The following is a 12091-nucleotide window of genomic DNA, read 5'->3' on the forward strand; positions in this document are numbered from 1 at the left end:
CGGCGTTTTGTGTTGAGGTTCGACAGACTATACGCGGAGATATAAGGAAGTTGAAGATGTCAGATTCCCAGAAGAACGCACAGAAGGTCACCGACGAGGTCGATGTCGTCCTCGTCGGCGCTGGTATCATGAGCGCCACCCTCGGCGCGATGCTACGCCAGCTGGAACCGGGCTGGTCCCAGATCATTTTCGAGCGTCTGGACGGAGCGGCCCAGGAATCTTCCTCACCATGGAACAATGCGGGAACCGGGCACTCGGCGCTGTGCGAGTTGAACTACACCCCTGAGAAGAACGGCCGGATCGACATCTCCAAGGCGGTCGGCATCAACGAGAAATTCCAGGTCTCGCGTCAGTTCTGGTCACACCAGGTCGAACACGGAATTCTCTCCGACCCCCGCGAATTCATCAACCCGGTTCCCCACGTTTCCTTCGGCACCGGCGACGACCAGGTGTCCTACATCCGGCACCGCTATGAGGCGCTGAAGGATCACCCGCTCTTCCCGAACATGCAGTTCAGCGATGACACCGACACCTTTGCGGAGAAGCTTCCGCTCATGGCCGAGGGCCGTGACTTCTCCACCCCGGTGGCCATCTCCTGGATCAACGAGGGCACCGACATTAACTACGGTGCCCAGACGAAGCAGTTCCTGCACGCCGCGCAGGACGGCGGTACCGAGGTGCGCTACGGGCACGAGGTCAAGGACATCACCTCCGAGGGGGGCAAGTGGAAGGTCACGGTCAAGAACATCCACACCGGTGACACCCAGACCGTCCGCGCCAACTTCGTCTTCGTCGGAGCAGGCGGAATGGCACTGCCGCTGCTGCAGAAGGCCGGCATCCCCGAGATCCGCGGCTACGGCGGATTCCCGGTCTCCGGCCAGTGGCTGCGCTGCACCAACGAGGAGCTCATTGAAAAGCACGCCGCCAAGGTTTACGGCAAGGCATCGGTTGGTGCACCCCCGATGTCCGTCCCGCACCTGGACACCCGCGTCATCGAGGGTGAGAAGGGACTGCTCTTCGGCCCCTACGCGGGTTGGACTCCGAAGTTCCTCAAGACGGGCACCTACCTTGACCTGTTCAAGTCGCTGCGGGTGACCAACCTCGCATCGATGATCGGTGTCGGCCTCCAGGAGTTCGGCCTGACCAAGTACCTGGTCACCGAGGTGCTCAAGGATCAGAAGGCTCGAATGGAAGCACTGCGCGAGTACATGCCCGAGGCCAGGGACGAGGACTGGGAGCTGATCCACGCCGGCCAGCGTGTGCAGGTGATCAAGCCGATCGCGGGCCCGCGTTTCGGATCGCTGGAGTTCGGTACAGCGCTGATCAACAACTCCGAGGGCAGCATCGCAGGTCTGCTCGGCGCCTCCCCGGGAGCGTCGATCGCGCCCGCCGCCATGATCGAGCTGCTCGAACGCTGCTTCGGCGACCGCATGATCGAGTGGGGGGACAAGCTCCGCGAGATGGTTCCCTCCTACGGCAAGAAGCTCTCCGCCGATCCGGAACTCTTCGATGAGCTGTGGGCGTACACCCAGAAGACCCTGAAGCTCGAGCAGGATTAGACCGAAGGTGAGCAACTCCCCCGATCCCGGCTATCCCTTTTCGGCGATTGTCGGCCAGGACGATGTCCGGCTGGCACTGATTCTGAATGCGGTGTCGCCGAGGATCGGGGGTGTTGTCATCCGCGGGGAGAAGGGCACCGCGAAGACCACGACGGTACGCTCCTTCGCCCGGCTGCCCGGGGACGCCCCCTTTGTCAACCTGCCCCTGGGCGCCACCGAGGATCGGGTGCTCGGATCCATCGATGTGGAGTCGGTTCTGCGCAGCGGACACTCGCGCTACCGCCCCGGACTGCTCGCGGAGGCCGACGGCGGTCTGCTCTACGTCGATGAGATCAATCTGCTCACCGATCACCTGGTGGACGCGCTGCTTGATGCCGCGGCCAGCGGGCGCGTGAGCATCGAGCGTGATGGCGTCTCCCACTCCTCTCCGGCCCGGTTCATTCTCGTCGGAACGATGAATCCCGAGGAGGGGGAACTCCGCCCCCAGCTGCTGGACCGATTCGGGCTGTCCGTGTCGGTCGCCGCGTCCGCCGATCCCGGGGAGCGTGCGGAGATCATCAGGCGCAGGCTGGCCTTCGAGGGGAATCCGGCGGCCTTCTCCACCGGCTGGCATGCCGCGGACGAGGAGGTGTCGGGGAGGATCGCGGCGGCTTCCGCGGCCCTCGGCTCGGTGCGGGTCCCCGACGAGATCCTTAACACCATCGCTGAATTGTGTACGGCCGTCGGCGTCGAGGGCATGCGCGCCGATCTCGTGATCACCCGCACCGCAGCGGCCCATGCCGCCTGGTGCGGTCACGGCGAGGTCACCCTCGCCGATGTCGAGGTTGCCGCGAGGTTGGCGCTGCCCCACAGACGCACCAACGACGTCGAGCCACCGCTTGACGACGCCCCTCCCACCGACTCCGACGGTGAGCCGGAGGACAACAGCACTGAGGAGAGAGGGGAGGAAAGAGGGGAGGAAAACCCCGATGTTCCCGCGCAGCAGGACCCCCCGCAGACACCGTCCCCGGAGTCCGGTGGGAAACGCTCCACCGCACCCCAGGGTGACCCCTTCGCCGCACGACTGCTCACCCTGGATTCGCCTGGTGTGGAGGGATCGAGCCCGGGGCGGCGTTCGGCCGCCTATTCCCACCGTGGCGCCAATATCCGGGCCGTGTCCGGCGGACACGGGCTCAATCTCATCGGTACCGTTCGTGCCGCCGCCGACCGTGGTGCCCGGATCGTTGATTCAATGGTCGATCTTGAACCCCGCGACCTCCGCGGTTCCATCCGCCGCGGCAAGGAGGCCAACCTCATCGTCTTCGTGGTGGACACCTCCGGGTCGATGGCCGCGGCCAAACGCATCAGCTCCGTGACGGGTGCGATTAACTCTATGCTCACCGATGCCTATCAGCGCAGGGACAAGGTCGCCGTGATCACCGCGTCCGGTTCCGGTGCCCGCGTCGTGCTCCCCCCGACCGGTTCCATTGAACTGGCGCACCGCAGGATGAAGGATATTCCCGTCGGTGGGCGGACGCCGTTGGCGCAGGGCCTGATGGAGGCCGCGGATCTTTTGCGCAGGGAGCACCTGCGGGATCCGGGCCGCCGGGCGCTGCTGATCGCACTGACCGACGGCCAGGACACCTCCACCGCCGGCCTGCCCGGGGTCTCCGTTGCGGCTCAGCGCATCACCCAGCTGGGACTCTCGGGCAACATCGTCATCGATTGTGAACGGCGGGGGCGTATCCGTCTCGGTCTGGCCGCCCGACTCGCGGAGAGCCTGCAGGGTACCTGTATTGAACTCGAGGACATCAACGCCGAAAATCTCGTCGGGGTCATTAGCGCCTAAGCGGTGTGATTTGTAGCACAGCAGGCGTAGTATCGCCCGTATGCAGACAATCATTCCGGCCATCTGGTGCCAGGGCACCGCCGACGAGATGGCGCAGTTCTACCTTGACGCCTTCAGCACGGTTCCCGGCGGCGCGGAGGTCCTGGCACGGCGCACATATCCGGAGACCGGTCTGCTGGACTTCCAGAGACCCCTGGCGGGCAAGACGCTGACGGTGCAGCTGCGGATCGGGAACATGGAGATGACTCTGATCAACGCGGGCGGGGAGTTCACCCCGAATCCGTCCATCGGAATCATGCTGAACTTCGATCCCTCTGTGGATAAGCGGGCGGCACGGAACCTGGATGCGGTATGGGACAGTCTCGCGCCCGGCGGACGCATCCTGATCGAAAGGGCGGAGTATCCCTTCAGTCCGAGATACGGCTGGGTCGAGGACCGCTTCGGTGTCAGTTGGCAGTTCATCCTCACACGGCCGGAAGGAGATCCCCGTCCCTTCGCCATGATCTCGCTGCTCTTCCCGTCCGGGGCCCGCGGCGACCTTGCGCGGGCGGAGCGGTTGTGGACCTCGGTCATCCCCGCCTCCGAGATCGGGAGAAGCGTCGAGGAGCAGGGGGCCGTGGTGTTCTCGGAGTTTCGGCTCGGCGGTCAGTGGCTGACGGCCATGGATTCCACCGCGGGGGAGAACTATCCCTTCACTCCCGGGGTTTCCATGATGTATACGGCCCACGGCCAGGCGGAGATCGATAGGGTCTGGGAGGCCCTGAGCGCGGTTCCGGACGCCGAGCAGTGCGGCTGGCTGTGCGATGAGTTCGGCGTCAGCTGGCAGATCGTCCCCGATAACATGGAACAGCTGCTTGATCGCCCGGGCGGCTTCACCAGGATGCTCGAGATGAAGAAGATCGAGATTGATGGGTTCCGGTAGCGGGATCCGGCGGTGGCTCCCACGGGGTTCCCGGGCGCCTTTTCCACCGCGTCCGATCCGGGCGGGGCATCAGGGCCCGGGCCCTTCGGCTGCGACGTAGGATATATGCAACACCCAACCGAGTACCGCCGTTGCAAGGAGCTTTTACGTGCCACAGGGACAAGTCGATCCGGCCTCCATCCCCGATGACGGACTGACCACGCGTCAGCGTCGAAAACTACCCGTCACCGCGGTGCACACCGGTCCGGGCAAGGGGAAATCCACCGCGGCATTCGGCATGGCGCTGCGTGCATGGAACCAGGGGATGGACATCGGGGTCTTTCAGTTCGTCAAGTCGGCGAAATGGAAGGTCGGTGAGGAAACGGTGCTGCGCAGACTGGGACAGCTCCACGATGACACCGGTGAGGGCGGACCCGTGCAGTGGCACAAGATGGGCGAGGGCTGGTCCTGGGCCAAGAAGCAGGGCAGCGAGGAGGACCACGCCCGTGACGCCGCGGCGGGGTGGGAGGAGATCAGGCGCCGTCTGCTGAACCAGGAGCATGATTTCTACGTCCTCGACGAGTTCACCTATCCCATCAAATGGGGATGGGTGGATATCGACGATGTGGTGGAGACCCTGCGCACCCGGCCCGGGACCCAGCATGTTGTGATCACCGGCAGGGATGCGGATCCGAAACTCGTGGAGGTCGCCGATCTGGTCACCGAGATGACCAAGATCAAGCACCCCATGGATGCGGGCAGGAAGGGTCAGAAGGGAATCGAATGGTAGCGGGGCTGGTCATCGCCGCTCCGGCGTCTGGTACCGGGAAGACCACCGTGGCCACGGGGCTCATGCGTGCCCTGTCCCGGTCGCGTGCGGTGGCACCCTTCAAGGTCGGCCCCGATTTCATCGACCCCGGATACCACGGAATGGCCTGTGGCAGGGCTGGCCGGAATCTGGATTCGGTGATGTGCGGACCGGAGCTCATCGGTGGACTCTATGCACACGGTGCGAAGGGAGCGGACATCGCAGTCGTCGAGGGTGTGATGGGGCTTTTCGACGGCCGCATCACCCCGGGCACCGGCGCGGTTGCCCCTGCCGCGGGCTCCACCGCCGAGATCGCGGCACTGCTGGGCCTGCCGGTTGTTCTCGTTGTTGATGTGCGCGGCATGAGCCAGTCCGTCGGCGCCCTGGTCAGGGGTTTCGCCACCGTCGACTCCGGGGTCGCCGTCGCGGGGGTCATCCTGAACAAGGTGGGAACCGACCGGCACGAGGCGGTGTGCAGGCAGGCGGTGGAGGATCAGGGAATCCCGGTGCTGGGGGCGATCCCGCGGGTCGACGACGTCGAGGTCCCCTCCCGTCACCTGGGTCTGATCACCGCCGAGGAGCACGGGCATGCCGCCGAGTCGGCCATCGACGCCATGGCCGCACTGATCCGCAGGCACGTTGATATCGACGCCGTGGTGCGTCTGGCGGCCGAACCCGCCCCCTCCACCGAATGGGATGCGGCGGCGGGCGTCGAAAAGCGGGAGAACGTGGTGGTGGCGATGGCATCGGGCAGGGCCTTCAACTTCGCCTACCCCGAGCATATTGAGCTGCTGGAGGCGGCGGGGGCGCGGGTGCGCAGATTTGATCCCCTGACCCAGGATCTGCCCGAGTGCGACGGACTGGTGATCCCGGGGGGCTTCCCCGAGGAGCATGTGGAGGTGCTCGCCGGCAGGGGGAGACTGCGTGCGCAGGTGCGCAGCCACGTCGAGGCGGGGAAACCGGTGCACGCGGAGTGCGCCGGGCTGCTGTGGCTGGTGGAGACACTCGATGCGCACCCCATGCTCGGGGTGATCGGCACGCATGCGGCAATGGGGCGTCGACTGACCCTGGGATACCGCGAGGCCGTTGCGCTCGGGGATTCCGTGCTATTCGCCGCGGGGGAGAGACTGGTCGGGCACGAATTCCATCACACCGCGCTGACGAGCGGTCGTGCGCCGGGGTGGGATTCCGCCTGGGCGTGGCGTGCCTGGTCGGGGGAGACGGTGCGGGAGGGTTTCATCCGGGGGAATGTGCATGCCTCCTATCTGCATGTCCACCCCGCCGCGGTCCCCGGGGCGATCTCGAGGTTCGTAGGCGCCTGCGCTCAGGTGCCGCAGAAGGTCATGTAATTCTCCTCGAATCCGTCCGGGCTCGGCGCCTCCAGGCGTTCCAGTCCCGCACGGCGTTCAAAGGGTGAGGTCACGGCATCCAGAAGAACGTGGAAACGCTCAAGATCACCGGCAACGGCGTCCGTGAGCGCCTCCTCGACGAGATGGTTCCTGGGTATGTAGATCGGGTTGATTCCGGCCATGGCGACGCGGTCCGGGCTGAGGCGGTCCCAGCGTGCGCGCCAATCCTCGAATCCAGCCGGTAGCCGACCCCCCTCCGTCAGGGCGCGGTTGAGGGTGGTCAGATCGGGGGAGTGGGCGATCAGCAGCTGGTGGAACTCATCGATGATCTCGTGTTCGCCGGCACCGATTCCCAGTGAGGTGGCCATCTCGGCGTACCAGGCGTCTCGGTAGCGTTGACCAAAGGAAGCCATCAGCTCCCTGGCCCTGGTCAGACCCTCATCCGGGGTGTCCCCGAACAGCGGGAAGATCGTCTCGGCCAATCGCGCGAGGTTCCAGCCGAGGATGCTCGGCTGGTTCCCGTATGCGTATCGGCCCTGGTTGTCAATGGAGCTGTACACCGCATCCTCGCGGTAGCGTTCCATGAAGGCGCAGGGGCCGTAGTCGATCGTCTCCCCGGAGATCAGCGTGTTGTCGGTGTTCAGCACGCCGTGGACGAACCCGAGACGCATCCATTTCGCGGCGAGGCCGGCCAGCCGGGAGAGCACGGCGTCAAACATCCCGGTGTACAGCTGCTGTGCGGGACCACCGACCGCCAGGTCGGGGAAATGTCGCTCGATGGCGTGATCGGCCAGCCTCGCGCTCAGGTCGATGCCTCCGGCGATATTGGCGTACTGGAAGGACCCGATCCGGATATGGCTGGTGGCCACCCGTACCAACACCGCGCCGGGCACGACGGAGCCGCGTTGGATCCTGCGCCCGGTCGTCAGTACCGCCAGCGAACGAGTGGTGGGAACACCCAGGGCGTGCAGTGACTCGGAGATGATGTACTCGCGCAGAATGGGGCCGAGCGCACCGCGTCCGTCGGCGCCACGGGAAAATGGGGTTCTGCCCGAGCCCTTGAGGTGCACATCCCGGAGGACGCCGTCGGTGGATTCGGCCTCCCCCAGCAGGATCGCCCGGCCGTCGCCGAGGCTGGGGACGAACTGTCCGAACTGGTGCCCCGCGTAGCCCTGGGCGACAATCCTGGAGACCGGCTGCTCATTGAGACCGAGCAGGAAGAGCATACCCTCGGGGTTGCGCAGCCACTCCGGGTCCATACCGAGCAGGCGTGCCAGTGGTTCATTGAGGATCACCAGCGAGGGCTCGGGGGCCTCCTCCCCGTGCCAGGGGGCGGCCAGTTCAGGGAACGCATCGGCGAACCGGGACTGCAGAATGAACGGGGTTGTGGAGTCTCCGGTACTCATGGTGCCAGCTTAGCCAACAAGGGCGGCTAGGATGTTTACCCATGAATGTGGATCCGCAGCATGACACCCCCCACCCGCTCCCGACAGTCGCCCTCGTCGGCGGAGGGCCGGGTGCCTGGGATCTGATCACCGTCAGGGGTATGAGGCGCCTCCGGGACGCCGACGTCATTCTCACCGATCACCTCGGTCCCACCGCGGAACTGGAGAAGCTGTGTGACGTCTCTGGTAAGGAGGTCGTCGATGTCTCGAAGCTGCCCTACGGCAAACAGGTGGCGCAGTCCCGGATCAACGAGCTGCTGGTCCGCTACGCCCGTGAGGGCAAGAAGGTGGTCCGGCTCAAGGGCGGGGATCCCTACGTCTTCGGCAGGGGCTTCGAGGAGCTGCAGCACCTAGCCGAGCATGGGATCGCCTGCGAGGTGATACCGGGGGTGACCAGCGCGATCTCCGTTCCGGGTGCGGTGGGGATCCCGATCACCCAGCGGGGGGTCGTCCATTCATTCACCGTCATCTCGGGCCATCTTCCACCCGGCCACCCCTCCTCGCTGCTCGACTGGGCGGCGCTGGCGCGCAGCGGGGGAACACTTTCGGTGATCATGGGGGTCAGGAACGCGGCAGCTATCGCCACCGCGCTTATCGACGGAGGCCTCAGCGGCTCCACACCCGCCGCGGTCATCCAGGAGGGCACCACGGAGGCACAGAGATCCTTCACCTGCACCCTGGACACCCTCGGGGAGAGGATCGTATCGGAGGGTGTGCGACCCCCCGCCGTCTACGTGATCGGAGAAGTGGCGGGACTGCGGCACCACGGTGGGTAGAGTGACCATCGGTGGGTGTGATCCCGTCACCGGGGCGGGCCACACCGCCGGCGAACCGAAGAAAGGTTGATTCATCCATGTCAACGAACCCACGCAGCCAGTTTCCCTTTTCCGCGGTGGTCGGCCAGGAGGAGCTTCGTCTCGCACTGATCCTCACGGCAATTTCACCGCGCATCGGCGGGGTGGTGATCCGCGGGGAGAAGGGGACGGCGAAGACGACCACCGTGCGTGCCTTCGCGGGTTTGCTCGGGGATGCGCCGCTGGTCAATCTTCCCCTCGGAGCCACCGAGGACCGGGTGGTGGGATCGCTGAACATGGAAACGGTGCTCACCACCGGACGGGCGGAGTATCAGCCGGGCCTGCTGGCGCAGGCCGATGGCGGTGTGCTGTACGTCGATGAGGTCAACCTGCTCGCCGATCACCTCGTGGATGCGCTTCTCGACGCCGCGGCAAGCGGGCGGGTCTCCATCGAGAGGGACGGCATCTCGCACACCTCACCGGCGAGTTTCGTCCTGGTTGGCACCATGAACCCGGAGGAGGGGGAGCTGCGCCCCCAGCTGCTGGACCGCTTCGGGCTCGCCGTTGACGTGGTTGCCTCCCATGATCCCCGGGTCCGGGTTGAGATCATCAGGCGCAGACTCGCCTTCGAGGCCGACCCGGAGGGGTACTCCCGGCAATGGGTGGACGCGGACGCGGAGATCTCCCGGCGGATCCGCGGGGCCAGGGAACTGCTGGCAGAGGTCGAGCTTCCCGATGCCATCCTCTCGCAGATCGCCTGGCTGTGCGCGAACATCGATGTCGACGGCATGCGCGCGGATCTGGTGATCACCCGCACCGCCGTGGCACACGCGGCCTGGTCAGGTCGAGCCACCGTGATTGATGAGGACGTGGAGAGGGCCGCGCACCTGGCACTGCCGCACCGACGGCGCAGAAACCCCTTTGATGCGCCCGAGCTGATGGAGCAGACACTTCAGGACGCGCTGGTGCAGGCCCGTAACTTCGATGGCGCCGGGGTCCCGACGAACCACTGAGACCGGCCGGTGCCTACTGCACGCGGGTGGTCCTTCCCTCCATCCGGAGGAACTCGGCGAGGTAGGGAAGGGAAAACTCGACCTTCCCCCAGCCCGAGGGATTGATCAGTTCGCGGTCAATGAGTTTGGAGCGGGTGTCGGTGGTGGCATGGACGCTCTTTCCCAGAGCCTCCGCGATCTCCGAGGTGGATACCTCCCTGGCCGCGACGGACAGATCGGCCATGGCGCGCAGATAGTTCATTTGTGCGGGTGGAACACCCTTGAGGGAGGGAAGATGGACCTGCCTGCCCATGGTCTCCACGGCCTCGGAACGGGAGGACTCCACGTGGGCGTCGGTGATCGCCGGGGCGCCCTCGCCGGCCGCGGCGGCCCAGGACAGTGCGCCGACGAGCTGGACGAGGTAGGGGTAGCCACCGGCCATGGCGGCAGCCAGTTCCACCGCCGACGGTTGGAAGGGCCGGCCCGATTCCGCCGCAGTGCCGCCGAGGGTGGCGCGGGAGTCCTCCTCGGTCAGGGGGCCGAGTTCGAATCGGCGCGCGCGCCGGAGAAAGGTGGTGCCGGGGAGGTTGAGGAGGGCATCGACACCCTGGGTGAGGCCGGCGACAACGAAACTGATCTCCATGTCATCCCGGATGAGATCCTGGTGTGCCTCGGCGAGTTCGGAGAGCGCATCCGGGGAGGCATCCTGGACCTCGTCGAGGGTGATCAGCACCCCGGTCCCGCTGAGCTTCGACAGCAGCGTCCGCAGGCGTGAGATGAGTGTGGGGGCGGGTGCATCATCGTCATCGAAATCGGTCTCCACACCACCGATCCCGGCGATACGCACCCCGGTCAGCTTCCTGCGTTGTGGTGGGTCGAGCTGCCGGATCTTCTCCGGAATGGTCGAGTTGACCAGTGTGGAGATCGTTCCTCCGCGACCCGGGGCACGGATGATCACCCAGCCGCGCCGAGCCGCTATGTCCTCGAGTTCGGTCAGGAGAACGGTCTTGCCGATCCCCCTGGAGCCACTGATCACGATGCTCCTGGTGGGGTCACCCGGGCCGGCGATGAGGGCAGCCTCGAAATCTTCAAGGATTCGGCGGCGGCCGGCCCAGATCCGCGGGGAGGCGCCGAATGTGGGCCGGAAGGGGTTAGGGCTAGGTTCACTCATGGTAACAGTGTAAAACAGGCGGCGGTGCCACCGATTGATAAATTGATAAATCTCAAAGATTGATAATTTGATAATTAAACAACCAGTGTGAGCTGCCCCCTCTTTCGATCATCCACTTCCACGGACATGCCCGCCGAGCGGGCGATGTCGGCGACCTCGGAGGAGCTCGAGACTCCGGGGTCCGAGATTGCCAGCACGCGCGCCAGCTCCCCCTTGTGGTGCTTGTTGAAGTGGCTGACCACCTTCCGGCTCCCGTCCGGCATCAGCGATTCCACCCGGACCGTCACCGCGCCGGGCAGCCGCCCCAACTGTTGGTAGACGCCGCTGCGCAGATCCACCACCAGCTCGTCGATATCTGCCAGCGAGTCCGATATGGAACGGCCCCACCTGGCTCTCATCGTCGGGGTCGATCCATCTGCGGCGGGTAACCTGGTGCCCCCGGAGAGCCGGTAATGCGGAATCGGATCGAGGGCGCCGAGAACTCCGAAGAGTGCGGAACCCACCGCGAGGCGCCGCAGCGCCGTCGGTGGGAGGGTCGCCGGGGACAGGGCGTCGAAAAGCACCCCCGAGTAGCGGTGGATCGCCGGCATCGTCGGGCTGCCGAGCAGGTGCCGGTTGGCCTCGGCCTCGGCGCGCAGCTTTTCCGAGATTCCGAGCACGGGCAGTGCGTCATCCACCGGCAGAGCGCTTAGATCCTCGATGATCCGTTCCCGTCGGGGAGTGAGCTCCGGAAAACTCAGGTCCCCGAGATTCAGGGCTGCGCCGGTGCCGCCGGGTGTCTTCGTCTCGGATGGTGGGAGGAGGATGAGCATTGATCCAGCGTACAAAACGCCAGCGGTGACCCCCGCCGAGGGGGTCGTCGGTCAGTGTTGATGACCCGCGGGGACCCGGCTGTCGTATTCGATCGCAGCGTCTTGGCCAGGAAACGCTTGGCCGCCGCGACATTGCGCTTCGGAGAGAGATAAAAGTCCAGGGTCTGCCCACCGGCGGTAATAGCCCGGTAGAGATAGCACCACCTGCCGCCGACCCGGATTGGTTCGCCCCGGGTTTAATGGAGGGTAGGAAATTGGAAAAGGAAACCCTTACATGCCCACCAAATACACTGTCGAGCTCAAGCAGCGCGCTGTAGAACTCGTGCTCCACGCTCAAGCTGATCCCGTCACCGCCCGGGGCGCGGTCACCCGCATCGCCGACGAACTCGGCGTGAGCAAGGAAACCCTGCGCGTCTGGGTCCGCACCCACAA

Annotated in this window: 11 protein-coding genes and 1 pseudogene; 8 read left to right on the forward strand and 4 right to left on the reverse strand. The window is 65.6% G+C overall.

Annotation, left to right across the window (positions count from 1 at the left end):
- Positions 1-56 precede the first annotated feature (56 nt).
- From mqo to B7E02_RS07095, 5 genes are all read left to right on the forward strand, one after another.
- On the forward strand, positions 57-1559 hold the full coding sequence (gene mqo, locus B7E02_RS07075; protein WP_080794290.1) for a malate dehydrogenase (quinone): 1503 nt from the start codon (positions 57-59) through the stop codon (positions 1557-1559).
- 7 nt (positions 1560-1566) lie between these two features.
- Positions 1567-3387 (forward strand): VWA domain-containing protein, encoded by a 1821-nt coding sequence (locus tag B7E02_RS07080; protein WP_080794291.1) that lies wholly within the window; start codon positions 1567-1569, stop codon positions 3385-3387.
- A 40-nt stretch (positions 3388-3427) separates the two neighbouring features.
- The gene (locus B7E02_RS07085) at positions 3428-4309 is read left to right on the forward strand and encodes a VOC family protein (protein ID WP_080794293.1); all 882 of its coding nucleotides are present in this window, start codon (positions 3428-3430) and stop codon (positions 4307-4309) included.
- 148 nt (positions 4310-4457) lie between these two features.
- Positions 4458-5078 carry a cob(I)yrinic acid a,c-diamide adenosyltransferase gene (gene cobO, locus B7E02_RS07090; RefSeq protein ID WP_080794295.1) on the forward strand — a complete coding sequence of 207 codons (621 nt, stop codon included), beginning with the start codon at positions 4458-4460 and terminating at the stop codon, positions 5076-5078.
- Positions 5072-6445: a cobyrinic acid a,c-diamide synthase CobB gene (locus B7E02_RS07095; RefSeq protein WP_080794297.1), complete on the forward strand. Its 1374-nt coding sequence runs from the start codon at positions 5072-5074 to the stop codon at positions 6443-6445. The genes cobO and B7E02_RS07095 overlap by 7 nt, the downstream gene beginning before the upstream one ends.
- Here the strand turns inward: B7E02_RS07095 and B7E02_RS07100 are convergent.
- A complete protein-coding gene (locus B7E02_RS07100; protein WP_080794298.1) occupies positions 6421-7851 on the reverse strand; it encodes a protein adenylyltransferase SelO in 1431 nt (476 codons plus the stop codon). The genes B7E02_RS07095 and B7E02_RS07100 overlap by 25 nt on opposite strands.
- Before the next feature lie 41 nt (positions 7852-7892).
- Here B7E02_RS07100 and cobA point away from each other — a divergent pair, with 41 nt between their 5' ends.
- Together cobA and B7E02_RS07110 are read left to right on the forward strand one after the other, a co-directional pair.
- The gene (gene cobA / locus B7E02_RS07105; RefSeq protein ID WP_080794300.1) at positions 7893-8666 is read left to right on the forward strand and encodes a uroporphyrinogen-III C-methyltransferase; all 774 of its coding nucleotides are present in this window, start codon (positions 7893-7895) and stop codon (positions 8664-8666) included.
- A 77-nt stretch (positions 8667-8743) separates the two neighbouring features.
- Positions 8744-9697 carry an AAA family ATPase gene (locus B7E02_RS07110; protein WP_080794302.1) on the forward strand — a complete coding sequence of 318 codons (954 nt, stop codon included), beginning with the start codon at positions 8744-8746 and terminating at the stop codon, positions 9695-9697.
- Positions 9698-9710: 13 nt separating this feature from the next.
- On the opposite strand, the gene B7E02_RS07115 is transcribed toward B7E02_RS07110, so the two are convergent.
- From B7E02_RS07115 to B7E02_RS07125, 3 genes and pseudogenes are all read right to left on the reverse strand, one after another.
- Complete coding sequence (locus tag B7E02_RS07115) at positions 9711-10847, reverse strand: ATP-binding protein (RefSeq protein WP_080794303.1); 1137 nt, start codon at positions 10845-10847, stop codon at positions 9711-9713.
- 74 nt (positions 10848-10921) lie between these two features.
- Positions 10922-11659 carry a peroxide stress protein YaaA gene (gene yaaA / locus B7E02_RS07120; RefSeq protein ID WP_080794305.1) on the reverse strand — a complete coding sequence of 246 codons (738 nt, stop codon included), beginning with the start codon at positions 11657-11659 and terminating at the stop codon, positions 10922-10924.
- Positions 11660-11700: 41 nt separating this feature from the next.
- A pseudogene (locus B7E02_RS07125) lies at positions 11701-11880 on the reverse strand (DDE-type integrase/transposase/recombinase); the annotation flags it as partial.
- A gap of 53 nt (positions 11881-11933) precedes the next feature.
- Here B7E02_RS07125 and B7E02_RS14935 point away from each other — a divergent pair.
- Positions 11934-12091: transposase (locus B7E02_RS14935; RefSeq protein WP_143336670.1), on the forward strand; the 158-nt coding region annotated here is incomplete at its 3' end.

Origin of the sequence: Corynebacterium pacaense, assembly GCF_900169525.1 — a bacterium.
Taxonomy (GTDB): Bacteria; Actinomycetota; Actinomycetes; order Mycobacteriales; family Mycobacteriaceae; genus Corynebacterium; species Corynebacterium pacaense.